This window comes from Psychrobacillus sp. L3, assembly GCF_042945595.1.
Lineage (GTDB): Bacteria > Bacillota > Bacilli > Bacillales_A > Planococcaceae > Psychrobacillus.
Map to the genome: position 1 here is coordinate 1,227,020 of NZ_CP168493.1, position 26,544 is coordinate 1,253,563.

The following is a 26,544-nucleotide window of genomic DNA, read 5'->3' on the forward strand; positions in this document are numbered from 1 at the left end:
GTCAACGAAAGGTTCGAATAGAAGAGAAGGGACTTTACAAAAGTACCCTATACTCTTCCATGCAAAAACGAACCTTCTCGAGACTTTATCGAGAAGGTTCTTTTGATAGAGGAGGATACAGATGAAAAACTTATTATCAATGAAAGATTTAACTGTAGAAGAAATAATGTCTATTTTAAAACAAGCGCAATTATTCCGTGAAGGTGCTAGTTCTCAATTAAAGCAAGATTATACAATGGCTAATTTATTTTTTGAACCGAGCACTCGAACGAAAATGAGTTTTGAAATGGCAGAGAGAAAGTTACATTTAAATGTCCTCCCCTTTGATGCAGGTTTTTCTAGTACGTTAAAAGGTGAAACACTATATGATACGGTTAAAACATTGGAATCCATTGGTGTTGATGCTCTAGTGATTAGACATGAACAAAATGATTTTTTTAAAGATTTAATAGGAAAAGTAAAACCAGTCATTATCAATGGTGGAGATGGAACAGGAAACCATCCTACTCAAAGTTTGCTCGATTTATTGACAATCCAACAGGAATTTGGAACTTTTGAAAATAAAGTGATCAGCATCGTAGGGGATATTGCACATAGCCGAGTAGCTCGGTCAAACGCAGATGCGTTTTCTAGACTTGGTGCGAAAGTTAATTTCGTGTGTCCACCAAATTGTAACGCGGAATTTGAAGCAACTTATAATATTGATGAAGTAATTGAGTCTAGTGATGTCATGATGATGTTAAGAGTACAACATGAAAGACATGATGGTAAATCCTATTTCTCTAAAGCTGAATATCTTCAACAGTATGGTTTAACAGAAGAGAGAGAAAAAAGAATGAAAGAAAACGCCATTATTATGCATCCAGCCCCGATGAATCGTGACGTGGAAATTGCAAGTGAAATAGTTGAATGCGAGCGTTCAAGAATTTTTAAACAGATGGAAAATGGTGTGTTCATTCGTATGGCAGTCATTGAAATGATTTTGAAAGGGAGAGAATAACATGACAAAAATTATTCAAAACGTTCAAATAGTTAACAATGAAGGAGATTTAGAAATTACATCCGTCCTAATTGAAAACGGGAAAATTGCTAAAATCGGAGCGAATGAAACGGAAGATCATGTAGAAGTAATTGATGGTAAAGGAATGCTTCTTTCGCCAGGATTTATCGATGTGCATGTCCATTTACGCGAGCCAGGAGGCGAACATAAAGAAACGATTGAAACAGGAACGAAAGCTGCTGCAAAAGGTGGATACACGACTATTTGTGCCATGCCAAATACTAGACCAGTACCTGATACTGCTGAAAACTTTTCCCATGTGTTGGATTTAGTTGAAAAAAATGCACTTATTCGAGTTTTACCATATGCATCGATTACGATTCGACAAGCTGGAAAAGAAAGAACAAATATCGAAGCTTTGAAAAAACTTGGCGCATTTGCTCTGACAGATGATGGTGTCGGGGTACAGGCTGCAGGAACAATGTTGGAAGCTATGGAAGAAGCAGCAAAACTACATATCCCAGTAGTCGCACACTGTGAAGATAATACACTTATTTACTCAGGTGTGATGCATAAAGGAAAACGAAACGAAGAACTTGGTTTAAAAGGGATTCCTTCCGTTTCAGAATCAGTACATATTGCGCGTGATATTTTACTCGCAGAGTCTGCAGGGGCTCATTATCACGTATGTCACGTCAGTACAAAAGAATCAGTGCGAGTGATAAGAGATGCTAAAAAAGCAGGAGTACATGTTACGGCTGAAGTAAGTCCGCATCACCTTTTACTATGTGAAGATGATATACCATCCAATGATGCAAACTGGAAAATGAATCCACCTCTTAGAGGAAAAGAAGATATGCTTGCATTGCGTGAAGGCTTGCTAGATGGAACTTTAGATTTCATTGCAACAGATCATGCACCACATACAGAGGAAGATAAAGCAAATGGATTTGAAAAGGCACCATTTGGAATTGTCGGTTTAGAAACAGCGTTCCCACTGTTATATACACATTTTGTGAAAAGTGGAGAGTGGACTTTAAAACAATTGCTAGAATATTTAACAACTAAACCATCTGAAGTTTTCGGATTTGAATTCGGAAAATTAAAAGTGGGAGCTCCAGCGGATTTAGTATTAATTGACCTAGAAAAAGAACAAGCAATCGATAAAGAAGCATTTTTTTCAAAAGGAAAAAATACTCCATTTAACGGTTGGGTATGCACAGGTTGGCCACAAGTCACCATTTATAACGGAGAAATCGTATGGCAGGAGGAAAACAAATGAAAACGAGATACTTAATTTTAGAAGATGGTACAGCATTTAAAGGGTACGCATTTGGTAGTGAAGAAGGAACAATCGGAGAGGTTATCTTTACTACTGCAATGACTGGCTATCAAGAATCGATCTCGGATCCTTCTAACTGTGGACAAATTCTAACGTTCACCTATCCAATGATTGGCAACTACGGAGTGAATCCCGATGATTTTGAAGCGATTCAAATTGGTCTATCTGGAGTAGTGGTAAGAGAATTGGCTGAGCAACCATCAAATTTCAGAAGTACAGGGACATTAAGTCAATTTTTAGAAGTAAAAAATGTTCCTGGAATTGAAGGAATTGATACTAGAAAGTTAACGCGTATTATTCGCAAATATGGTTCTTTAAAAGGGCAGCTAACAAAAGCTGGAGAAGAAGTGAATGTGGAGGAAGTAGTAGAAGCATTGAAAGCTACTGAAATTCCAAAAAACCAAGTAGAACAAGTTTCCATCACTCGTTCATATCCAAGTCCAGGACGAGGGAAAAAAGTTGTACTTGTAGACTTTGGTATGAAGCATGGTATTTTAAGAGAATTAAACAAACGTGATTGCGACATCATTGTCGTACCTTACAATACATCTGCAAAAGATATTTTGAGAATGTATCCTGATGGTGTAATGCTTTCAAACGGACCTGGAGATCCAACCGATATTCCAGAAGTAGTTGAAATGGTTAAAGAGATTATCGGCCAAGTTCCGATTTTCGGAGTATGTCTGGGACATCAGCTTATTTCTCTTGCAAGTGGTGCAACCTCTTTCAAATTGAAATTTGGACATCGTGGAGGAAACCATCCTGTTAAAGATTTAATTACAGGGAGAACAGAGTTAACTTCACAAAATCATGGCTATGCAATTAATGCAGATTCCATTGCAAATACAGATTTAGAAATTACACATGTTGCTTTAAATGACGGTACTGTAGAAGGGGTACGACATACAAAATTCCCAGTGTTCTGCGTGCAGTTCCATCCAGAAGGCTCTTCAGGACCAGAGGATTCTACCCACTTATTTGACCAATTTATCGAAACAATGATACTAGAAAGCAAAAAGGAGAATTCAAATGCCTAAACGTAAAGATATAGAAACGATTTTAGTTATTGGTTCAGGTCCAATTATCATAGGTCAAGCAGCTGAATTTGACTATGCTGGTACGCAAGCGTGTATTTCATTGAGAGAAGAAGGCTATCGCGTCATTTTAGTGAATTCTAATCCAGCAACCATTATGACGGACACTGAAATCGCAGATAAAGTATATATTGAACCAATCACACTGCCATTCGTGAGCAAAATCATTCGAAAAGAACGTCCGGATGCCATTCTACCTACACTTGGTGGGCAAACAGGATTAAATATGGCAATTGCGCTTGATGAATCAGGTATATTAGATGAATTAGGAATCGAAATTTTAGGCACAAAACTAGAAGCGATTCATAAAGCAGAGGATCGTGATTTATTCCGTACACTAATGAATGAATTAAATGAACCAGTTCCTGAAAGTGATATTATCCACAACTTGGATGAAGCTAAAGCATTCGTTGAACGTATTGGATACCCTGTAATTGTGCGCCCTGCTTTTACACTAGGCGGAACAGGTGGCGGTATTTGCCACAATGATACTGACTTAGCAGAAATCGTTACAAGTGGATTAAAATACAGTCCTGTAACACAGTGTTTACTCGAAAAATCCATTGCTGGTTATAAGGAAATTGAATACGAAGTAATGAGGGACTCTGCGGATAACGCAATTGTCGTATGTAATATGGAAAACGTAGATGCAGTGGGTATTCACACAGGTGATTCCATCGTAGTTGCTCCAACGCAAACCTTATCGGACCGTGAAAACCAAATGCTTCGTAATGTATCACTAAAAATTATTCGTGCACTAAAAATTGAAGGTGGGTGTAATGTACAACTTGCACTTGATCCGCATAGCTTCAATTACTTTATTATCGAAGTGAATCCACGTGTAAGCCGTTCTTCCGCGCTTGCATCCAAAGCAACTGGTTATCCAATTGCAAAACTTGCTGCGAAAATAGCAATAGGTCTAACATTAGATGAAATGATGAACCCAGTAACAGAAAAAACATATGCATGCTTTGAACCAGCATTAGATTATATCGTTGCTAAAATTCCAAGATGGCCATTTGATAAATTTGAATCTGCCAAACGTAATCTAGGCACTCAAATGAAAGCAACTGGTGAAGTTATGTCACTTGGACGTACATTTGAAGAAGCGATTCTTAAATCAGTTCGCTCTCTTGAGACAGGACATTTCCATATTGAAATGAAAAACAGTGAATCGATTACAGATGAGTGGATGGAAAAACGTATCCGTCGTGCAGGTGACGAGCGTTTATTCTTCATCGGAGAAGCACTTCGCCGAGGAGTATCGGTAGAGCAAATCCACGAGTGGAGCCAAATCGATGTATTTTTCTTAAATAAACTTCAGAACATCGTGAAATACGAAAAAGAAATTCAAGCTCATCCATTTGATCAGGAAGTTTTATACAAAGCAAAACGAATGGGCTTTGCAGATAAAACCATCGCGAAATATTGGCATGTAAAAGAAATTGACGTGTATAACTTTAAGAAAGAGCATGGCATAGTACCAGTGTATAAAATGGTTGATACTTGCGCAGGAGAGTTCGAATCAGAAACTCCGTACTTCTATGGAACATATGAAGAAGAAAATGAATCCATTCGTACAGAAAAAGAAAGTGTTATCGTACTAGGCTCTGGTCCAATTCGCATTGGTCAAGGGGTAGAGTTTGACTATGCAACAGTTCACTCTGTTTGGGCAATTAAAGAAGCAGGGTACGAAGCAATTATTATCAATAACAACCCTGAAACTGTTTCAACTGACTTCTCCATTTCGGATAAATTATATTTCGAACCATTAACGGTAGAAGATGTTATGCATATTGTGGATCTTGAGAGACCAAAAGGAGTAGTCGTGCAATTCGGTGGACAAACGGCGATCAACTTAGCAGAAGCTTTAGAAGAACGTGGTGTTAAAATTCTAGGTACAACTCTACAAGATATTGATCGTGCAGAAAACCGTAACAAGTTTGAAGCTGCTCTACACGAAATAGGTATACCTCAACCACTTGGAAAAACAGCAGTTTCTGTAGAAGAAGCAGTAGTAATTGCAGAAGATATCGGATATCCAGTATTAGTAAGACCATCTTATGTACTTGGTGGCCGCGCGATGCAAATCGTCTATAACGAAGATGAAATTAAACATTATATGGAGCATGCGGTGGAAGCAAGCCCAGAAAAACCTGTATTGATCGATCGTTACTTAACTGGAACAGAAGTGGAAGTAGATGCCATTTGTGATGGTGAAAACGTATTAATTCCCGGAATTATGGAGCATATTGAACGCGCAGGAGTTCACTCTGGTGACTCCATCGCTGTATATCCACCTCAAAAACTATCACAGCAACATATCGATACATTAGTGGACTACACAACACGTCTTGCAAAAGGGTTAAAAATTGTTGGTTTGATGAACATCCAATATGTCATATCAAAGGATGAAGTATACGTAATTGAAGTAAACCCACGTTCAAGCCGGACAGTACCATTCTTAAGTAAAATTACGTCCATTCCAATGGCGAATATCGCAACAAAAGCAATATTAGGGCAATCGATTATGGAACAAGGATACAAACCAGGACTTGCTCCAAATAGTCCAGGGGTATATGTGAAAGTTCCAGTTTTCAGTTTTGCAAAACTTCGTGGAGTAGACATTACGCTAGGACCAGAGATGAAATCTACTGGGGAAGTAATGGGGAAAGATATTACCTTAGAAAAAGCACTGTATAAAGGTTTAGTAGCTGCAGGAATGGAAATTAAAGATCATGGATCGGTTTTAATGACGATAGCAGATAAAGATAAGGAAGAGGCAACTGAGATTGCGAAACGATTCAATAACGTTGGTTTCCGTATCATTGCTACACAAGGAACTGCAGAAGCAATTCAAAAAGCTGGAATCCCAGTAGATATTGTAGACAAAATTGGATCTAAAGGAACTACGCTGTTAGAAGTCATTCAAAAAGGAAATGCACAGGTTGTTATAAATACACTCACAAAAGGTATGCAGCCAGAGCGTGACGGCTTCCGTATTCGAAGAGAATCCGTTGAAAATGGCATTCCATGTTTAACATCATTAGACACTGCTGAGGCGATGCTACGAGTGATTGAATCCATGACATTTTCTACAGAAACGATGAAACATCAGGAGGTTCGTGGATGATTAGACAAGGACAAATGCAAGTCGTGAAACAGAATGAAATTGCGACGAACATTTTTGAACTAACATTAAATGGAGAACATGTACTCGACATGAATCAACCTGGACAATTTGTCCATATACGTGTGTCTGATCAAATGGAACCTTTACTAAGAAGACCGATCAGTATTTCCTCTATTAATAAAGAAACGCTAGAATTTACAATGATTTACCGTGCAGATGGAAGAGGAACAACTCTCCTCTCTGAAAAAAAACAAGGGGACCAAGTCGATGTACTTGGACCCCTTGGTAACGGTTTTCCTATGGATAAAGTAGAAGCTGGCCAAAAAGCGCTTCTTGTTGGAGGAGGAATTGGAGTACCGCCTCTTTATGAGCTTTCTAAAAGACTAGTGGAAAAAGGAGTACAGCCAATTCACGTACTAGGCTTTCAATCAAAAGATGTTGTGTTTTATGAAAAGCAATTTAATGAGCTTGGTGAAACGTATATCGTAACAGCTGATAGCAGTTATGGTCATGCAGGATTTGTTACAAATGTGTTAGAAACTTTAGAAGAGGATTTCTCTATATATTACAGTTGTGGTCCAACTCCAATGCTTGCAGCACTTGAAAAAATGTATCCTGAAAAAGAAGGATATTTATCGTTTGAACAACGAATGGGTTGTGGAATTGGGGCTTGCTTTGCATGTGTTTGTGAAACAACAGAAAAAACAGAAGCAGATTATGTGAAAGTATGTTCAGATGGTCCAGTGTTTCAGTCAGGAGTGGTTCAAGTATGAATCGATTAGCAGTAGAACTACCAGGCCTTTCATTGAAAAATCCAATTATGCCTGCTTCCGGTTGTTTTGGATTTGGGAAAGAATACGCTCAACTATATGATCTGTCTAAGCTTGGAGCAATTATGATTAAAGCAACAACGATTGAGACAAGACTTGGAAATCCCACTCCAAGAGTTGCTGAAACACCAGCTGGAATGTTAAATGCCATTGGGTTACAAAATCCAGGCTTAACAAAAGTGTTGCAGAATGAGCTTCCATGGTTAGAACAATATAATGTGCCAATTATTGCAAATGTTGCTGGTACATTAACAGAAGATTATGTTGCAGTGGCGGAAAGCATTTCAAAAGCTCCGAATGTACATGCACTCGAACTAAATATCTCTTGTCCAAATGTGAAGCAAGGTGGAATTACATTTGGGACAGATCCAATCGTAGCGGAAGCATTAACTAAGGCAGTTAAGGCCGTATCTAGTGTACCTGTTTACGTAAAGCTCTCTCCTAATGTGACAAATGTCAATGACATAGCAAAAGCGGTAGAAGCAGGCGGGGCAGACGGTATAACAATGATAAATACATTACTAGGCATGCGATTAGATACAAAAACAGGTCGACCTGTCATTGCAAATGTTACTGGTGGATTATCTGGTCCAGCCATTAAACCAGTCGCCGTTCGAATGGTATATGAAGTGGCAAAACAAGTATCGATTCCAATCATCGGAATGGGCGGAATTTCTTCCATCGATGATGTTATTGACTTCTTATCAGCTGGTGCAAGTGCAGTTGCAGTAGGAACAGCAAACTTTGTTGATCCATTTATATGTCCGAACTTAATTGATCTGCTTCCAGAAAAATTAGATGAGCTTGGTTTTGATACAGTATCAGATTTAGTTGGAAGGAGCCATCGACTATGAAAAAAAGTCCAATTATCGCTTTAGATTTTGCTACTTCAGAGGAGGTATATCCTTTTTTATTTCCTTTCGAACAATCTCTGTTTTTAAAAGTAGGCATGGAGCTTTATTTGCAGGAAGGTCCTTCTATCGTATATAAACTGAAAGAAATGGGACATGATGTATTTCTAGATTTGAAACTGCATGATATTCCAAATACAGTAGGTCAAGCGATGAAAGGGTTGGCTCGACTTGGGGCTGACTTAGTCAATGTGCATGCTGCCGGTGGAGAAGCTATGATGATTGCTGCACGCGAAGGACTTGAAGCAGGAACAACTGCTGGGAATAAAAGACCTTCCATCATCGCAGTGACTCAACTAACATCGACTTCAGAAAAACAAATGCAAGAGGAGCAACTTATCCAAAGTTCTATTGATGAATCGGTAGTTCACTATGCAAAACTAGCAAAAAATGCATATTTAGATGGAGTCGTCTGTTCTGTACTGGAAGCAAAAAAAATTGCAGAAGCATGTGGCAACGAATTCTTACGAGTAACTCCAGGTATCCGTTTAGCAGATGGGGATGCACATGATCAAGTACGTGTTGCAACTCCAGCGAATGCAAGATTGCTAGGCTCATCTCATATTGTCGTGGGTCGTGCAATTACAAAAGCAGCAAATCCTGTTAAAGCATACGAGAATATATTAAAAATGTGGGAGGAAAACGCATGACGCTAGAAAATAAAATCGCAAAAGCACTTCTCGAAGTTGGAGCAGTCGAATTGAAACCAAATGATCTTTTTACATGGGCTTCCGGTATTAAATCACCGATCTACTGTGATAATCGAATTACGATGTCATCTCCTGCTATTCGGAAAGAAATTGCACAAGGATTAGCCGAAGCAATCGAGAAAAAGTTCCCGGGTACAGAAGCAGTAGCAGGAACAGCAACGGCAGGAATCCCGCACGCTGCATGGGTAAGTGATGTACTAGAACTTCCGATGATGTACGTACGTTCCAAAGCAAAAGAGCATGGCCGTGGCAATCAAATCGAAGGGAAAGTAGTACCAGGTCAAAAAGTAGTAGTTATTGAAGACTTAATCTCAACTGGTGGAAGCAGCTTAGTTGCAGTAGAAGCACTTCAAAAAGAAGGCTTAGAAGTAGTTGGTGTAGTGAGCATATTTACATATGGACTTCCAAAAGCAGAAAATGCTTTTAAAGAAGCGGGCATTTCATTTGTGAGCTTAACGAATTATGATGCGTTGACGAATGCAGCAAAAGAGGCAGGAACAATTACGGAAGCGGATTTACCAATGCTTTCGAAGTGGCATAGTGATTTAAAAGAAGGATTGTTGAATTAAAAGAAAGACATTCACTCGTCAGACAGGTGAATGTCTTTTTTTGATGCTTCATCATTAAATTGGGAAGCATGTTTTTGAAGTTAGTATTTTTCCATATATCATTTTAATACTAGTAAAAATTTTTATTTTTGGTTGATGTTTAACAAAAATAAGATAAAAATTTACTGGATATAATATATTTAACATTTCATTTTCAATTAATCGGAAAATAAATAAGTAAATATTCTAATTTTTAAATGAGTAAATACCAGTAAAAAAGTGTTATATTACATGATGAGATAAAAATACAATATACAATTTGCAAGGAGGATTTGGAAAAAATGAGATTCACTATTAGAAAAAAGCTGTTAGCAAGTTTTATACTAGTTATAGCATTACTTATTACTACGAGTACCATTGCCATCGTTAAGATGGAAGGCATGGGTCAAAAAACAGAAGAAATCGATCAAAATAGAATGCCTAGTATTGTTTTACTTGGAGGATTAAATGTAGATTTTTCAGATCTACAGCGATTACTTTTAAAATATACACTCGAGACAAATAAAAGTGAGATGGACAGACTTCGGTCAAGAATTACGGAAACAGAAGACTCGATTAATTTAAAAATTGAAAAATATGAACCATTGATTTTAAGTGAAGAGGGAAGACAAATATTTAATAACTTTGCAGACAATTATAAGGCATATGTAGAAAAGTTGCCGCCTATAATGGATGCTGCTAGCAAAAACAACTTTTCTAAAGCAAACATGCTTCAACTTGAAGCACATCCTTTATGGCAGGAAGCTAAATCTTCAATTAGTCAGCTAATTGAAAGAAATGAAAAAGCAGCCTCTACTGCATCAGCGAAATCAGTTAAGTTATTTAAATCAGGTGTACTTTTTGTAACGGTTTTATCTATTTTAGCAACGATTGCGGGAATAATTATAGCTTTAGTCATTTCGCGTATGATTTCAAATCCATTAATAAAAATGGGGAAATCGGCTGAACAAATCGCCGCAGGAGACTTATCTGCAAATGATATTGTCATTAAAAATAGAGATGAGCTTGGTGATTTATCTAAATCGTTTAATACGATGTCAAGAAATCTACGTACTTTAATACAAGAAGTAGGCTCTACTGCTGAACAAGTAGCTTCATCAGCTGAGGAATTGACAGCAAGTGCAGAACAAACGAGTACTGCAACGCAACAAGTAGCAAATAATATGCAGGAAGTAGCAATAGGCGTCGACAAACAGGTTCAAAGTGTGGAGGAAAGTTCACAAACTATTAATAAAATGTCCCTTGGAGCACAACAAATTGCTAGTAATGCTCAAAATGTATCTAATACAGCAATCGAAGCTTCCAAAAAAGCCTCTGAAGGTAGAGTGGTAATTAATGCAGCAATTCAACAGATGAACTCTATCAATGAAACAGTTAATGGATTGGGAAGTGTAATAAAAGGATTAGGCGAACATTCAAATGAAATAGGTAAAATTATTGAAGTAATTACCGAAATTGCTGAACAAACAAATTTATTAGCTTTAAATGCAGCTATAGAAGCTGCAAGAGCTGGGGAACATGGACGTGGATTCTCAGTAGTTGCCGATGAAGTTCGTAAGTTGGCTGAACAGTCAGGTGAGTCGGCACAGCAAATTTTTCAATTGATTTCAACAATTCAAGAAGAAACAAATAAAGCAGTTCAATCAATGGAAAGTGCTACAAATGAAGTAGATGAAGGTATTGCAGTTGTAAATTCAGCTGGACAGTCTTTTGAACAAATTCAAGGTTCTGTAGATGAAGTGAATAAGCGAATAAAAGAAGTTTCATCTGCAGTTCAACAAATGTCTGCTGGAGCAGATCAAATGGTAGACTCGATGAAACTAATATCGGAGGTTGCTGAAAATTCAGCTTCAGGTACTCAAGAAGTTTCGGCAGCTACAGAGGAACAAATGGCATCCATGGAGGAAATCTCTTTTGCAGCGGATACACTATCTAAAATGGCGGAAGAATTACAGACGCTAATTAGTAAGTTCAAAGTATAAATATCAAGTAAAGGGTCAAAAAAGCGAGAACTCCTAATCCATCAAAAAGAAATAAAAAAGACATTCCCTTATGAACAGGTGAATGTCTTTTTTAGATGTGACACACTTTCTGATAAGTGAGGATGTACAGTTATCTTACGTTTCCCTCAAGTATTGCGCAAAAAGCCGAAGCAAATTATTGAGATGCTCGGAGATTTTCTGAGATACTCGTAGATTTTCTGAGATACCCGGAGATTTTCTGAGATACTCAGAGATTTTCTGAGATACTAGATACCAAGTATGCGACATATTAATTAAATATTTTTAAGTATATATGGAATACACGATCAATTTAGCGAAGGAAATAGTAATAGAGTTTCAAAAATTGTCTGTTTTGAGGAGAGTGTACAATTGAATCCATATGTTTTGCATGTATTTCTCCACATGGTACTCGGATTAACCGTCAGTTTTCCATTTCAGCTTCTGAAAGAATGGAAGGAACGGTAGAAGAAAATGATTCATCTTTTACGATGGAAAGGGTTGTTGATAGAGAACTTGCAAATCGCATCGTTGAGGAAGCTATTTTAGCAGGTATTCCTAAAGGTACTATAAACTATGGAACTTCATCAGGAACGATATCTTGCTTACCCCTTGACTGGGGAGCAATTGTACCACTTCGATTTATGCCTGATATACCGATTGTAGTGATTACACCTTCAAGAGATATTTCCTATGAAATGCATTTGGAGTTTGGCAAAGCATTGGGAAGAGTTGTACATGAATCACAAAAACGGGTAGGTTTAATCGCAAGCTGTGACTGGTAACATACACATGATGAAGCAGGACCATATGGATATGATCCTACTGCAAAAATGTTTGATGAAGAAGTAGTATCAATGATCAAGCAAAACCAGCTTGAAAAAATGGTTGATTTTGATACTGACTTTGTGGAAGCGGCAAAGCCAGACGGTATTTGGCAAACCCTTATTTTGGCAGGAGCTATTCCACAAAAAAGACGCAGGATTGAATTTTTGTCATATGAGACTCCAACATACTTCGGATTGATATGTGCCATAATAAGTAAAAATTTTGTTATAAAAAGACCAATCTATTGGTCTTTTTTGTAGAGATTTTTTAAATTTAATACGAAGTTTGTCTTATGAAGAAATGTTAAAATTACTGTTTCTAGATTGCCATGGCCGTTTTAGGGTAAGATATATAGACTAGAGTAATATAGGATAAAGTCAGGTATTTTTTACATAGCAAAAGGAGTATTCGCATGTTCAAAAGAAAAACGGCACGCATTCATAAAGAAAATAGCATCTCTGAACTTAAGCCAATCTTATTAGGTGGAATTGAACAGTGGATCTCCATTAGAGGAGAAGATAAAAAATTGCCGGTTTTGCTCTTTTTACACGGTGGGCCAGGAACAAGTCAGATGGCGCTTATTGGTGATTACCAGAAGGAATTAGAAAACCATTTCGTTGTTGTCAATTGGGATCAAAGAGGAGCGGGGCTGTCCTATACGAAACAAGTCACAAAAGAATCCATGACAATTGAGCAATTCCTAAAAGATACGATCGAAATAACCAACTATTTAAGAAAAGAGTTTCAGCAGGATAAAATTTATATAGTAGGACACTCATGGGGGACCATTTTAGGATTACTAGCGATAAACGAGCATCCTGAATTATATCATCACTATTTTGGTGTTTCCCAAGTATTAAGTATGAGTAAAATAGAAGAACTTTCCTATAGAATGATATTAGAAAAAGCAAAGAAACACAACCATCAAAAAGCGATTGCCCAGTTAACTGAGATGGGAAAACCACCCTGGACAAACTTAAAACATAATAGAATCCACCAAAAATATTTAGAAATATTTAAAAGTGGAATTTCTCGTGATGGTATACTTTTGAAAACGTTTGTGAAAAAAATGTTCAAAAGCAGTGAATATACATTTTTTGATATGATTCGTTTTATTAGAGGTCAATACTTTAGTAACAAAAATCTTATGGAAGAAGTTAGAAGTTTGGATTTAAGTGAAATGATACGATTTGTAAAAGTACCAATTACGCTTATGATGGGTAGATATGATTTAGCTACACCAGCTGAACCAACGAAAATTTGGTTTGACAGACTCCAAGCGGGAGAGAAAGATTGGATTTGGTTTGAGCGATCTGCTCACTCTCCTTTGTTTGAAGAAAATCAAAAATTCATTGATCTGGTATTATCTCAAACGGAAAGACGCTAAAAGAAATGAATGAAATTCTTATAAAAAAAGCAATGCTCGTAAAAAAGAGCATTGCTTTTTTATTATTTTGTATAGTTGTCAAAATAACCTTGAATAAAGATTATTGGAGTACCTTTATCTCCGCTTCCTGAAGTTAAATCAGATAAAGAGCCAATTAGATCCGTAAGCTTTCTAGGTGTTGTCCCTTGTGCTTCCATTGCTCCAACAAGATCTTCATTTTTATTTGTAATGTATTGTGATACAGCTTGCTGAAGTTCTTCACCTCTTAAATGAGCAAAATTATTATCAGCAAGATATTTTAATTTGATTTCATTCGGTGTGCCATCAAGACCAGATGTGTAAGCAGGTGAAACTACAGGGTCTGCAAGTTCCCAAATTTTACCGACAGGATCTTTGAATGCTCCATCTCCATAAATCATGACTTCTACATTTTTCCCCGTTTTTTCTCTAAGCTTTTGTTGAATATTATCTACGATAGGTTGACAATTACGTGGGAAAAGTTTCACACTATCTTCAGTTGATTTGTTTGAACCTAACAGACCGTAAGCTTCATTACATCCACTGCCTTCAATAGACTCTGATAAAATGCTATCAAGGCTGTAAATTTTCTCTCCACCATTTGCTTTTAATATTCTCTTCGTTCTGAATCTTGTATGTATATCACATGTAAGAACGTTTTTTGTATAATCTAAAATTGTTTTTGGGTTATTTGAGAATATAACTTCACATTCCACACCATATTCTTCAATTAACGATTTATAATAATCGATATAGTCAACGCCTGTGAATGGATGTTTATTGAATCCAAAATGGTCACGGAATTGTTTTTCTGTTAACACATCTGTCCAAGGATTAACTCCTTTTTCATCAAGTATATCTAAATCCACTAAGTGATTCCCAACTTCATCAGATGGATAGCTAAGCATTAAAACAATTTTTTTAGCACCTTTTGCAATACCACGTAGACAAATTGCAAAGCGATTACGACTTAAAATAGGGAAAATGACACCAATTGTATCTTCTCCAAATTTCGATTGTACGTCTTTCGCAATATGGTCAATTGTAGCGTAATTACCTTGCGCACGTGCAACGATTGACTCAGTTACCGTAACGATATCTTGATCCTGAAAATGGAAGCCTTCTACTTCTGAAGCTTTTAATACGCTATCTACAACGATCTCTTCAATATTGTCCCCTTGATTGATGATTGGACAACGAAGACCTCTTACAACAGTTCCAACTACTCTTTCCAAAATAATCGCTCCTCACAAGCTTTAAAGTTTATTTATATTTCGTCACTACTTGTACTATACATTGGTTTAGTGGTATAAGTAAAATGAGTATTTGTAATGGTAGGTATAAGGGAGACTTATATGATTAGTAAATTAGATTTATATAAAGTATTTTGTAAAGTAGGTAAAAGTGAAAGCTTCTCTAAGGCAGCAAAAGAGCTTTATATGACACAGCCTGCTGTAAGCCAAGCAATCATGCAATTAGAAAGAGAACTGGATATTCGACTTTTTAATAGAACACCTAAAGGGGTATCTTTGACAAATGAAGGGACACTTCTATTTGAGTATGCTAATTCTGCGCTAAATTTAATCCATGTTGGAGAAGAGAAAATCTTAGAATTTAAAAATTTAATGACTGGAGAATTAAAGATAGGAGTAGGAGATACTATTTCTAGATATTTTTTACTTCCATATTTAGAAGCCTTTCATAATAAATATCCAAATATTAAATTTAAGATTGTGAATGGTACCACTTTAGAGCTCTGTTCTATATTAAAATCTGGTGGGGTAGATATTGCAATTTGCAATTTTCCAATTGAAGATCCTACATTAGAAGTAATCCCATGTATAGAAATTCATGACATTTTTGTTTGCGGAGAGAAATATAAAGATTTATTTTCATCACCAACAAGTCTAGAAGAATTAGTAAATCATCCATTAATATTGTTAGAACCGAAATCAATTTCTAGAAAGTATGTTGATAATTATTTATTAGATAGAGGGATTAAAATTTCTCCAGAATTCGAATTAGGCTCACATGATTTATTGCTAGAGTTTGCAAAAATAAACTTGGGAGTAGCATGTGTAACGAAAGAGTTTTCTCTAGATTATTTAAATAAAGGATTACTTTTTGAAATTCAACTAGATGAGGAAATACCGAAAAGAAATATAGGTGTTTGTTTCTTAAAAAGTGTGTCACTATCTCCGGCTTCCACAAAGTTTGTGGAAATAATAGAAAATAAACAAAGGAAATAAAAGGAGGGCAAGTGTTGTCGATTTTCCAGTATGAGGTTTTTATAGAAGTTGTAGAAAGTGGTAGTTTTACAAAAGCTGGAGAAAAGCTAGGTTTGTCTCAATCAGGTGTCAGCCATAATATATCTACGCTGGAAACTGAACTCGGTATAGTATTATTACATCGTAATCGCAATGGAATTTCATTAACAGATGCGGGAAAAAGAGTTGAATCGCATATACGACATATCATTTATTATGGCAGGTTGCTGGAGCAGGAAGCAGCACTTATCCAAGGAATTGAAGTAGGGAGCATAAAAATTGGCAGTTTCCCAAGCTTTTCTTCCAAGATGCTTCCTATTCTCATTAGCAAGTTTCGTTCAATATATCCAGGTATACAAATAGAATTATACGAAGGAGGTTACGATGAAATAAAAAGTTGGATTACTTCTGGAACGATTGATGTTGGATTTCTTACACTTCCATGTAGCGAATTCGAAACAACTCCATTGTTTAAGGATCAATTATTTGCTTTAGTTCATGACAATCACCCACTCAGTACACATAAAATAATTACTGTTCAATCGATCCACGATCAACCTTTTATTATGCCAAAAGCAGGCTGTGAAATATTAATAAAGAATCTATTTAGAAAAAACAATGTACAACCTAATATAACTTTTGATATAAAAGAAAATAATACAATTATTTCGATGGTTCAAGAAGAGCTTGGAATTACCATTATCCCAGAGATGGTTTTGCCAAAAAGCATACCTAACACAAATATTATTCCAATAGAACCTAAGTTGTTTCGTGAAATAGGAATAGCAATTAAGTCAATGAAAGATGCATCCCCTTCAGTAAAAAAGTTTATCGGCATTACGAAAGAATTATTACAATATGAAAAAGCTTGAACTGGAAACCTTTCAAAACGGTCCTAGTTCAAGCTTTTTTATTTATATAGTTAAAATTCCTCGAATTGTAACTGTTGCAGCACCAGCTACTTTTATGATGGGCTTTAAACCATTAGGGGTTACCGTCACATATAGAGTTCCGGGTCTTCCTATTGCATCTCCTTGGGCAATTTTTAGATGAGTCGTTTCCGTTTGTGAAAGGAAGTTTTCTAAGTAAAGAAAACCGACCAATGCACCATTTGCAGCACCAGTTACAGGATCCTCTGGTATGCCAATGCCAGGTGCAAAATCTCTTGTATAAAGATCAAAGTCATTCTCTGTATTAAAAGTATATAGATGTGTAGTGCTAATATTATGTTTTTTATTATGCTTCCCTAGTGCTGCAAGGTTTGGCGTTGCCTCGTCGATTGACTTTTGCTCTTTTATCGGAACAAGCAAATGCCAGTTTCCTGTGTTAGATAGCTTTATTGGATATGTTAGATCAATACTTTCTTCTTTGACACCGATTAATTCACTAAGCTCTTCAAGGTTGATTTCAATCTTCTCCATTTTAGGTGGAACTTGTGTCATTTCTACTAATTCTATTTTTCCATCTTCTTTATGCCAATTAACTGGAACTAATCCTACGTTCGTTTCTAGTACAATACCATTCTTATTCTCAGCAAGTCCAAATTCTGTTGCCAGTAACCATGTTAAGCCCACTGTCGCATGACCACAGAAATTGATTTCTTCCTCTGGTGTAAAAAATTTCACCTTATAATCTGCATTTTCATTCGTTGAAGGTAATAAAAACCCTGATTCCGGTAAATTTAACTCCTTCGCAATGCTTTGCATTTCAACTTCTGATAATTTTTCCGCATCTAATACAATACCAGCTGTGTTTCCTCCAAATTTCTTAGTAGTAAAAGCATCTACATGATAAACTCGAATTTCTCTCATATACATATTCCCCTTTTCTTTAACTGTTACTAAATTCATCTTACATTGAACTATTAAATCAGTAAAATGAATTTTACTTATCTAATGAATTCAAAAAACTAATGCATATTTTGTTATTTAAAGAAATTGTTACTCTAGACATTCGGATTTATTGAATAAATAAAATAAAAAAAGAACATGCTTGGTTTAGATGGGATTACCTACTAAAGGAGGAATGAATATGGCAGATAATAATGGATTATCACGGCGTGACTTTCTTAAGACAACAGGTATTGCAACAGGGGCCCTTGTCGGTGGTGGAATTATCGGGGGGCTTGTAGGATACAATGTCAACAAAACAGGAGGGAAAGTTGAACATACCGAGACGCATGGTGGTGGAAATGTTGCAACACAAGATATTAACCGAGGATTAATGTTTTTCACAAATCAAAACGAATTCCATGTAATTTCACAGGCAGTTGAACGAATTTTTCCGGAGGATGATTTAGGTCCAGGTGCTCTTGGCTTAGGGGTGCCGTACTTCATTGACAACCAGTTAGCTGGAAATTACGGAAGCAATGCAAAGGAATACATGCAAGGTCCATTTTTTGCTGGTGAATCTACGCAGGGCTACCAGAGTAGATTAACGCGTGCAGAGATATTTAGACATGGAATTGCAAAAATGGATGAAGAAGCACAAAAACGATTTAAAAAAGGGTTTGCAGAATTGGAAGGAAAGCAAATGGATGAGATATTAACTGCTTTCCAGAAAAATGAAATAGATATGAAAGGAGTTGCATCGGAGTTTTTCTTTAAATTACTTCGTACAGCAACGCTAGAAGGCGCCTATTCAGATCCAATATATAACGGCAATGTCAATATGGACGGATGGCGTATGAAAGGGTTTCCGGGTCATCAAATGGCCTATATTAATGTAATTGAAGATGAGAAGTATCAAAAAATTGAACCAAAATCGATTAGTAGCATGCAGCACTAAGGAGGGAAACATGAATGGCAAAGACATTAAACAAAGTGGATGTCGTTACAGTTGGGGTCGGATGGGCTGGAGGTATCATTGGCGCCGAATGTGCAAAGGCTGGCATGAAAGTACTGGGTCTTGAAAGAGGAAAGAAAAGAGGAACGGAAGATTTTCTGCTGGTACACGATGAGTATCGTTATGCAATTCGATATGATTTGATGCAGGATTTATCTAAAGAGACAGTTACGTTTAGAAACACTCGAAAACAAAGAGCACTTCCTATGAGACAAATGGGTTCATTTCTTTTAGGAGAAGGGCTTGGTGGATCAGGTACACATTGGAATGGAATGACCTATCGTTTCCTTCCTTATGATTTTCAAATTAAAACGGAAACAGAAAAGAAATATGGAAAGAATAAGTTACCTCCAGAATATCTCATACAGGATTGGGGGATAACTTATGACGAGTTGGAACCTTATTTCGATAAATTCGAAAAGACGGCTGGTTTATCGGGAGAGGATAAAAATCCATTTGGGGGAAAACGAACTTCTGATTATCCAACACCTCCTATGAAGAGAACACCAATATTAAAAAAATTCGAGGCTACCACAACAAAGCTTGGATATCATCCTTTTATGGTACCTTCCGCAAATTTATCGGAGGCATACGTTAACCCTGATGGAGAATCGATCGCTCAATGCCAATATTGTGGATTTTGCGAACGGTTTGGATGCGAGTATGGTGCAAAGACATCTCCTGAAATTACAGTTGTACCAACCGCTATGAAAACAGGTAATTATGATGTTCAATTCCATGCGAATGTTACTGAAATTTTGAAATCTGGAGGTAAAGTAACAGGTGTAAAATATGTAGATACTCAAACAGGTGAGGAATTTATTCAACCTGCAGATGTGGTTGTATTAACTAGTTATGTCTTGAATAACGCTAAGTTATTGATGGTTTCGAAAATCGGAGAGCAATATAATCCTGACACTGGCAAAGGAACACTTGGAAAAAATTATGGGTATCAAATTGAACCTGGCACTTCTGGGTTTTTCGATGAACAGATGAACGTGTTTATGGGTGCTGGTGCTTTGGGAATGACAATTGACGATTTTAACGGTGATAACTTCGATCACTCTAAACTTGATTTTATTCACGGAGCGAGTATAACAATTACGCAATCTGGAAGTAGGCCAATATTAACGAATCCAATTCCTCCAGACGTTCCGGTATGGGGTGCAGAATTTAAAAAATCATCCATTGAAAATTATTCTAGAACCTTATCTGTTTTTGGACAAGGTGCATCGATGCCACATAAAGAAAACTTTATGTCGTTAGATTCTAGTTATAAAGACGTTTACGGAGTGCCTCTTCTTCAGTTGACCTACAATTTTACTGAACAAGATCGTAACCTTCATGATTATATTAACAAAAGAACAGCAGAAATTATGAAGGAAATGGGTGCAAAAACGGTTGTACCTGGAAGCCCGATCACCAATTACGACATTGTGCCATATCAATCGACGCATAATACCGGTGGAACTATTATGGGGGCTAATCCTGATAATAGTGTTGTGAATAATTATTTACAGCATTGGGATGCGGAAAATCTTTTTGTAGTTGGTGCTGGGAACTTTGCACATAATGGAGGTTATAACCCAACTGCAACTGTTGGAGCACTTGCATATCGTGCTGCTGAAGGTATTGTCAAGTATAGAAAAAGTGGAGGTTCACTTGTTTAATTAGAAATGGAGGGATTTTGATGAGTTTAGCGAGTATCGGTATACCTGGTTTAATAATTATTCTAGTTATTATTTTAATTTTGTTTGGTCCAAGGAAACTGCCCGAAATTGGATCAGCTGTTGGAAAAACACTTGCTGAATTTAAAAAATCAACGCGGGAGATCATGGAAGAAGAATCTGTCACAAAGAACATTGAGAGTATAGAGAAGAAAGAGATTGAATAGATTGTAGGTGATGAAATGGATCCGTACGGAGATCATAATCGCAAAATCTTAAGCCCGCTAGATAAAGTTCTAGAGGAACAGAAAGAACGGACAGAAACCGTCCAACAGGATGGAATAAAAGAGAGCGACTTTCATGCAAGTAATGTATTGGAATCAGAGATGCAAGTGAATAATTTTAAAACCGGCACGTCCCTTGTTGAGCATCTTTCGGATTTAAGAAAACAACTTATTAAAGCAGCAGCGGTGTTTTTAGCATTTTTCTTAGCCGTATTTGCTTCCATTAATTTATGGTTCCCATATGTCACACGAGGTCACCAGTTAATAATCCTTGGACCGCTGGAAGTCGTTAAATTTTATATGTCCATTTCAATGGCGTTAGCATTTGGATTGTCATTGCCGTTTCTTTGTCATTTTTTATGGCAATTTGTGAAGCCAGGTTTAAATGACCGAGAAAGTCGTTTTCTCAGTATTTTTTCTCCGATTATGCTTCTCTTATTTATTGGTGGAGTTTCATTTGGTTACTTTATTGTCAATCCACTTAGTTATCAATTTCTTGTCTCGCTTGGAGCTATGAATTTTACAGTTATGGTTTCCGCCCAAGAATATGTTCGATTTTTACTTATGACAACAATGCCGATTGGAATAATATTTGAATTGCCAATAGTAGCACTGTTTTTAGCGACGATTGGATTGTTAACTGCAGTTACGATGAGAAAAGTGAGGAAATGGTCTTATCTTTCGATTGCAATAGTTTCAGCACTTATTACGCCTCCGGACTTTGTAAGTCAGCTAATTGTGCTTATTCCAATGGTTTTGCTATATGAAGCAAGTATCCATATTGTTGTATATGCGGAGAAAAGAAGTATTATTGCAAATAAAAAAACCGAAGCCCAACAATAGGGTTTCGGTTTCATACTGTAGACAAACTCAATTATTATCCGCATATTGGGTCTCATCATCCGCTTCCCAGAAATGTCCTCATTTCACTATCGAAATGAGGGCATTTCTCTATTCTTAAGGATACTACTCAAACCAAATTACTTATTAGTTGAACAGGAAGTTGAACATTTTTCGCTTAAAGCACAACCAGCGCATTTACCCATTTTACTTCTTTTGACGAAACGGTAAAGGGTAAAGACAGCATATCCGAAAATGAGCACACCAAGAATGATGCTAACTAACATTTCGTATTCCTTCTTTCTGATAATTAGAATCCTAATAGTTTACCACCTTGGTAAATGATAATTGAAATAATATATGCAATGATTAAAGCGTAAATAATAGAAAACCAAGTCCACTTTGCTGAACCAGTTTCTTTTTTTATAGCTGCAACAGTTGCTAGGCACGGAACATAAAGTAATATGAACGCTAAAAAGCTATAAGCTGAAAGTGGTGTAAAGAAGTCAGCCATAACGCCTTGTAGTGTGTGCATGTCAGGAGCAACGTAAATAATGTTCATGGTGGAAACAACAACTTCTTTTGCAAGAAAACCAGTTAATAATGCCGCTCCAGCTTGCCAGTTACCGAATCCAATCGGATTTAATATTGGTGCAATAGCTCCGCCAATTAGAGCAAGAAAACTTTCATCCATTGGAACATTTAAGCCGTGTGGTCCAGCATAGGTTAATAGCCAAATCACAACAGACCCACCAAAAATAAATGTACCAGCTTTGCGAATAAAACCTTTTCCTTTTTCCCAAGTGCTTTGTAATAAAGTCTTAAGTTGTGGAATTCGATAAGGTGGTAATTCAATAACAAAAAAAGAGCTCTCTTGTTTTAAAATGGTAGATGAAAAAATCTTTGCTAGTGTTAAAGCTAGAATAATACCTAGTAAATAAAGTGATAGCACAATTAATGCTTGGTTATGTTTAAAAAAGGCTCCGACAAACAAACTGTACACAGTTAATCGGGCAGAACAAGACATAAGAGGTGTTAAAATTATTGTAAGAAGTCTTTCTTTAGGTTGCTCAATCGTTCTGGCAGCCATAATACCGGGCACATTGCACCCAAACCCTATAATCATTGGAATAAATGCTTTTCCGTTTAGTCCAATGCTCTCCATTATTTTATCCATAACCATGGCTACTCGCGCCATATAGCCTGAATCCTCAATAAAGGAAATGAGAAAGAAAAGCATAAAGATTTGCGGGACAAAAACAATAACTCCTCCAACACCTGCTACAATTCCTTGTAGAATTAATGCACGAATAAATTCAGTTGCACCTGCAGCGTTAAGCAAACTATTAAGCGTGTCTGTAAGTGGTCCAGTGATAATATAATCTAAACCATCAGAAAGTGGTGTTCCCGCCCAATCGAACGTTAGTTTAAAGATGAGATACGTAAATAACAAAAAGATAGGAAGCCCGAGCACTTTATTTGTCACAATATTATCGATTCGATCGGTAAGTGTAGATTCATTTTTTTTCGTCTGAAGCATACAGCAAACTAATAAGGATTGAATATAGTTGCCACGAATTACACGGATATGATGAGCAATTGAGATTACCTTTGTTTCAGATTGGATATCTCTTTCCGTCTTCTCAAACAATTCATTCAAAATAGAATCAGGTATATACTTAATAAGTAAATCTCGAACCAAGCTGTTTCCTTCTAAAAATTGAATGGCTAACCATCTACTTGGTGGTAATTCTTTATTCTCTGGAATAAGGCTAATTACTTGCTCGATCGCTGCTTCCAGAGTTCTTCCGTAATCAATATAGAGCTGTGCTTGTTGAGAACTAGATGAAGAAAGCATGGAAGCAAGTTCATCACAACCTGCACCTGAACGTGCAATAATTGGGGCAACGTAACAGCCAAGACGTTCAGATAAGAGCTGGACATCGATTTCCATCCCCCTTGCTATCGCAACATCTATCATATTTAACCCAATAGTAAGCGGTTTCCCGTATTCTAAAAGTTGTAAGGTTAAATATAGATTGCGCTCTAATTGGGAAGCATCTACAATGTTTAATATCATTGAAACATCATCATAAAGAAGGTAGTTGGTAGCAACTCCTTCGTCTCTTGATAATGGATTAAGTGAGTATACTCCTGGCAAATCGACTAAGTTTCCAAGATTATTTTTTAAGACACCGACTTTTTTTTCAACTGTAACCCCTGTCCAGTTTCCAACATACTCATAAGAACCAGTTAGTTTGTTGAACAAGGAAGTTTTGCCTGTGTTTGGGTTACCGGCTAATGCAACTGTGATCATATGTTTTCCACCCGAATCATCTTAGCTTCACGACGGCGAATTCCTATTAATTGTCCTTTTGCTTCAATTGCAATCGGACCGCCCAACGGTAAAATTCGTTTAATCATAATGACCGTTCCTTGCATAATTCCTAAATCTAATAAACGACGTTGAACAAGTTCATTCATCTGTTCTGTATTCTTAATTCGAACTCTTTCACCTGTGTGTACATCTGTTAAAAGCATTCCATTCACCTCTATAGGGTTGACACTAATAATCAATTTTCTTTACAAGTATATGAGAATGATAATCACATGTAAACATATATATGATGAAGAATCGTAAAGAAGGTTTAAGCGTTACTATCCATCAACTGTATTTTAACCAAATTTTTGTGTATATTAAATGTACTTTTACAAAAAGCAAATGAATGGCTCATTAGAAAATATTCTATAAGGAGGAGGACAATTATGAAAATCCTATTAGCTGAAGACGATCTCCGTTTAGGCAAGTTACTAGAACATATGCTAAAAAGAAAAGAAGGATATAACGTGGAATGGTATACAAATGGCAGAGAAGCTTTTGAATATGCCACAGAATCTCATTATGACGTATTAATTTTAGATTGGATGTTGCCGGAATTAGATGGTATTTCGGTATGCCAAAATTTAAGACAAAATGGTTATACAGGCGCGATTCTAATTTTAACTGCAAAAGACAATGTACTGGATCGCGTCAAGGGTCTCGATTCGGGTGCGGATGATTATTTAACAAAGCCATTTGAATTTGAAGAACTTTTTGCAAGAATACGTGTTCTTGCAAGGAGAAACTATGCTCCTTTACAAGAGGACGTGGTCATTTTTGGAAATCTCAAAATGGATCGTACAAAACATACTTTACACCGTCATGGAGTTGAGATTTCTTTAACTCCAAAAGAGTTCCAATTATTGGACCTATTAATTCGGAATAAAGGAAAGGTTTTAACACGTGAAATAATTCTCGACCGAGTATGGGGCTACAATGCAGAGGTAACTAGCAATTCAGTAGATGCCTATATTAGACTGCTTCGAAAAAAGGTGGACGAAGAAGGTAAAAAAACAATCATTTGCAATATTAGAGGAGTAGGATATTCGGTTGAAACATAATGTAAACGTATTTTCTACAACGAAAAAAAATTTAGCGCAATATAACAGTAGAATGCTAATTGTATTCTTACTACTTTTTAATATTGTCATAAGTGTATTTCTGTTTATCAATATGTACAATGAACAAAAAGTAACGATGTTTGATATAGCTAAACAAGAGATAAAAGAGTTACAAACGGATGAAGAAGTATTATCAAATACTCAAAATCAGAATGCCGTAACAGAAACTACCAATAATAGAACACAAGGGGTATTCTTAACTTATTTTCTAAAACCAAATAATGAGTTAGTGATTATTGATGAGTTTTCACCCAAAATAAGAACAGTACTGTTAAAAATAATAGAGAATTGGAAGCCAGTTGAAATGGAAGTTAAATATCAAGAGGTGAAAGTTTCCGAAGAAGACTCTGTCTATTTACTCATCGTTTCTCAAAATGTTTATGAAAATGGTAAGCTAAAAGGCACCATTTATATTGGAAAAGATATTACTTTTTTAAGAAATGTGTTTATCCATTTTTTATTTATCCTTCTTGGAATTTCACTCATCTTTTTTGTTATTGCCCTTCTTATTGGACAAGTCATGACAAAACGGGCAATGGATCCGATTATAAAAACGTATCATCTACAATCAGAGTTCATAGCGGATGCTTCCCATGAATTAAGGACTCCATTAAGCGTTTTAAAATCTGGTTTAGATGTTATTGAATACGAAGAAGGAAATAAGTTTTCCACTTTTTCCAAAAGTATTTTATCTGATTTAAAAGAAGAAATAAGAAGTACTACCCAACTAGTCAGTAACTTATTATTTTTAATCCGTTCAGATTCAGGGGAACAATCGTCGTTAGTGGAACGCTTTGATTTACAAGAGTTAATGCAACAAATTTTAAGATCATTCCATCATTTGTCAGAAATGAAGAAGATACAGTTAGATTTACAAATACTAACCCCACTTGTTCTGTTGTCAGATAGGGAAAAATTAAAGCAATTGCTGTATATCCTAATGGATAATGCGATGAAATACACACCAAGCGGTGGGAAGATAATCATCTCCTATGAACTTAAGTCTGATCATCAAAGCGAGAAGCTGTATATAGTTGTTAGAGACAATGGTATCGGAATATCGCTAGAGCAGCAAGAGCGCATATTTGATCGTTTTTACCGGGTGGATAAAAGTCGTTCACGTCAAAGCGGCAGTTCAGGTCTTGGATTACCAATTGGTAAATCTATTGTAGAATCATTAAGTGGCACTATTGAGGTTTCTAGTTCATTGAATAAAGGAAGCGAGTTTGCAATAACTATTCCACTTTCAAAAGCAATTAGTAGAGGATAAAAAAATATTC

General features: G+C 36.4%; 25 protein-coding genes. 20 read left to right on the top strand and 5 right to left on the bottom strand.

The genetic code is table 11. The features are described from left to right. Positions 1-121: 121 nt before the first annotated feature. The 12 genes from ACEPXD_RS05770 to ACEPXD_RS05825 all read left to right on the top strand — a co-directional run bounded on the left by ACEPXD_RS05770 (position 122) and on the right by ACEPXD_RS05825 (position 13,843). Entirely contained in the window at positions 122-1,000 is an 879-nt protein-coding gene (locus tag ACEPXD_RS05770; RefSeq protein WP_391120875.1) for an aspartate carbamoyltransferase catalytic subunit, read from the top strand. A gap of 1 nt (position 1,001) precedes the next feature. After that, complete coding sequence (locus tag ACEPXD_RS05775) at positions 1,002-2,282, top strand: dihydroorotase (protein WP_391120878.1); 1,281 nt, start codon at positions 1,002-1,004, stop codon at positions 2,280-2,282. After that, on the top strand, positions 2,279-3,379 hold the full coding sequence (locus tag ACEPXD_RS05780) for a carbamoyl phosphate synthase small subunit (protein ID WP_391120880.1): 1,101 nt from the start codon (positions 2,279-2,281) through the stop codon (positions 3,377-3,379). The genes ACEPXD_RS05775 and ACEPXD_RS05780 overlap by 4 nt, the downstream gene beginning before the upstream one ends. Continuing rightward, positions 3,372-6,569: a carbamoyl-phosphate synthase large subunit gene (gene carB / locus ACEPXD_RS05785; protein WP_391120883.1), complete on the top strand. Its 3,198-nt coding sequence runs from the start codon at positions 3,372-3,374 to the stop codon at positions 6,567-6,569. The genes ACEPXD_RS05780 and carB overlap by 8 nt, the downstream gene beginning before the upstream one ends. Beyond that, the gene (locus ACEPXD_RS05790; RefSeq protein WP_391120885.1) at positions 6,566-7,342 is read left to right on the top strand and encodes a dihydroorotate dehydrogenase electron transfer subunit; all 777 of its coding nucleotides are present in this window, start codon (positions 6,566-6,568) and stop codon (positions 7,340-7,342) included. The genes carB and ACEPXD_RS05790 overlap by 4 nt, the downstream gene beginning before the upstream one ends. Next, a complete protein-coding gene (locus ACEPXD_RS05795) occupies positions 7,339-8,253 on the top strand; it encodes a dihydroorotate dehydrogenase (protein ID WP_391120888.1) in 915 nt (304 codons plus the stop codon). Before ACEPXD_RS05790 ends, ACEPXD_RS05795 begins: the two co-directional genes overlap by 4 nt. Further along, positions 8,250-8,960 carry an orotidine-5'-phosphate decarboxylase gene (gene pyrF, locus ACEPXD_RS05800; protein WP_391120891.1) on the top strand — a complete coding sequence of 237 codons (711 nt, stop codon included), beginning with the start codon at positions 8,250-8,252 and terminating at the stop codon, positions 8,958-8,960. Before ACEPXD_RS05795 ends, pyrF begins: the two co-directional genes overlap by 4 nt. After that, positions 8,957-9,589: an orotate phosphoribosyltransferase gene (gene pyrE / locus ACEPXD_RS05805; protein WP_391120893.1), complete on the top strand. Its 633-nt coding sequence runs from the start codon at positions 8,957-8,959 to the stop codon at positions 9,587-9,589. Before pyrF ends, pyrE begins: the two co-directional genes overlap by 4 nt. A 320-nt stretch (positions 9,590-9,909) precedes the next feature. Beyond that, complete coding sequence (locus ACEPXD_RS05810) at positions 9,910-11,610, top strand: methyl-accepting chemotaxis protein (protein WP_391120896.1); 1,701 nt, start codon at positions 9,910-9,912, stop codon at positions 11,608-11,610. A 413-nt stretch (positions 11,611-12,023) separates the two neighbouring features. Then, positions 12,024-12,413: a hypothetical protein gene (locus ACEPXD_RS05815; RefSeq protein WP_391123047.1), complete on the top strand. Its 390-nt coding sequence runs from the start codon at positions 12,024-12,026 to the stop codon at positions 12,411-12,413. A 48-nt stretch (positions 12,414-12,461) separates the two neighbouring features. Next, complete coding sequence (locus tag ACEPXD_RS05820) at positions 12,462-12,716, top strand: hypothetical protein (RefSeq protein ID WP_391120899.1); 255 nt, start codon at positions 12,462-12,464, stop codon at positions 12,714-12,716. 152 nt (positions 12,717-12,868) lie between these two features. Then, on the top strand, positions 12,869-13,843 hold the full coding sequence (locus ACEPXD_RS05825) for an alpha/beta fold hydrolase (protein WP_391120902.1): 975 nt from the start codon (positions 12,869-12,871) through the stop codon (positions 13,841-13,843). Between the two features lie 62 nt (positions 13,844-13,905). Here the strand turns inward: ACEPXD_RS05825 and ACEPXD_RS05830 are convergent, their stop codons facing one another. Continuing rightward, positions 13,906-15,096 carry a coenzyme F420-0:L-glutamate ligase gene (locus ACEPXD_RS05830; RefSeq protein WP_391120905.1) on the bottom strand — a complete coding sequence of 397 codons (1,191 nt, stop codon included), beginning with the start codon at positions 15,094-15,096 and terminating at the stop codon, positions 13,906-13,908. Between the two features lie 120 nt (positions 15,097-15,216). Between ACEPXD_RS05830 and ACEPXD_RS05835 the strand changes: the two genes are divergently transcribed. Continuing rightward, positions 15,217-16,110, top strand: coding sequence for a LysR family transcriptional regulator (locus tag ACEPXD_RS05835; RefSeq protein WP_391120908.1), 894 nt, complete (start codon positions 15,217-15,219; stop codon positions 16,108-16,110). A 14-nt stretch (positions 16,111-16,124) separates the two neighbouring features. Continuing rightward, positions 16,125-17,000 (top strand): LysR family transcriptional regulator, encoded by an 876-nt coding sequence (locus ACEPXD_RS05840; RefSeq protein WP_391120911.1) that lies wholly within the window; start codon positions 16,125-16,127, stop codon positions 16,998-17,000. Between the two features lie 42 nt (positions 17,001-17,042). On the opposite strand, the gene ACEPXD_RS05845 is transcribed toward ACEPXD_RS05840, so the two are convergent. Beyond that, positions 17,043-17,939, bottom strand: a complete 897-nt coding sequence (locus ACEPXD_RS05845) for a PhzF family phenazine biosynthesis protein (RefSeq protein ID WP_391120914.1) — start codon at positions 17,937-17,939, stop codon at positions 17,043-17,045. 220 nt (positions 17,940-18,159) lie between these two features. On the opposite strand from ACEPXD_RS05845, the gene ACEPXD_RS05850 reads away from it, so the two are divergent. From ACEPXD_RS05850 to tatC, 4 genes are read left to right on the top strand one after another with little or no spacing between them, the layout of a single operon-like run. Next, positions 18,160-18,915, top strand: coding sequence for a gluconate 2-dehydrogenase subunit 3 family protein (locus tag ACEPXD_RS05850; RefSeq protein ID WP_391120917.1), 756 nt, complete (start codon positions 18,160-18,162; stop codon positions 18,913-18,915). A gap of 14 nt (positions 18,916-18,929) precedes the next feature. Further along, positions 18,930-20,642, top strand: a complete 1,713-nt coding sequence (locus tag ACEPXD_RS05855) for a GMC family oxidoreductase (RefSeq protein WP_391120920.1) — start codon at positions 18,930-18,932, stop codon at positions 20,640-20,642. Between the two features lie 20 nt (positions 20,643-20,662). Continuing rightward, entirely contained in the window at positions 20,663-20,866 is a 204-nt protein-coding gene (tatA, locus tag ACEPXD_RS05860) for a twin-arginine translocase TatA/TatE family subunit (RefSeq protein WP_391120923.1), read from the top strand. Between the two features lie 15 nt (positions 20,867-20,881). Continuing rightward, positions 20,882-21,766, top strand: coding sequence for a twin-arginine translocase subunit TatC (gene tatC, locus ACEPXD_RS05865; RefSeq protein WP_391120926.1), 885 nt, complete (start codon positions 20,882-20,884; stop codon positions 21,764-21,766). A 137-nt stretch (positions 21,767-21,903) separates the two neighbouring features. Here tatC and ACEPXD_RS05870 read toward each other — a convergent pair whose 3' ends face one another. From ACEPXD_RS05870 to ACEPXD_RS05880, 3 genes are read right to left on the bottom strand one after another with little or no spacing between them, the layout of a single operon-like run. Continuing rightward, positions 21,904-22,050 carry a FeoB-associated Cys-rich membrane protein gene (locus ACEPXD_RS05870; protein WP_391120929.1) on the bottom strand — a complete coding sequence of 49 codons (147 nt, stop codon included), beginning with the start codon at positions 22,048-22,050 and terminating at the stop codon, positions 21,904-21,906. 23 nt (positions 22,051-22,073) lie between these two features. Then, positions 22,074-24,080, bottom strand: a complete 2,007-nt coding sequence (feoB, locus tag ACEPXD_RS05875; protein WP_391120932.1) for a ferrous iron transport protein B — start codon at positions 24,078-24,080, stop codon at positions 22,074-22,076. Continuing rightward, positions 24,077-24,304: a FeoA family protein gene (locus tag ACEPXD_RS05880; RefSeq protein ID WP_391123050.1), complete on the bottom strand. Its 228-nt coding sequence runs from the start codon at positions 24,302-24,304 to the stop codon at positions 24,077-24,079. The genes feoB and ACEPXD_RS05880 overlap by 4 nt, the downstream gene beginning before the upstream one ends. 225 nt (positions 24,305-24,529) lie before the next feature. On the opposite strand from ACEPXD_RS05880, the gene ACEPXD_RS05885 reads away from it, so the two are divergent. Then, positions 24,530-25,204: a response regulator transcription factor gene (locus tag ACEPXD_RS05885; RefSeq protein WP_391120935.1), complete on the top strand. Its 675-nt coding sequence runs from the start codon at positions 24,530-24,532 to the stop codon at positions 25,202-25,204. After that, positions 25,194-26,534, top strand: a complete 1,341-nt coding sequence (locus ACEPXD_RS05890; RefSeq protein ID WP_391120937.1) for a sensor histidine kinase — start codon at positions 25,194-25,196, stop codon at positions 26,532-26,534. The genes ACEPXD_RS05885 and ACEPXD_RS05890 overlap by 11 nt, the downstream gene beginning before the upstream one ends. The last annotated feature ends 10 nt before the right edge of the window (positions 26,535-26,544 follow it).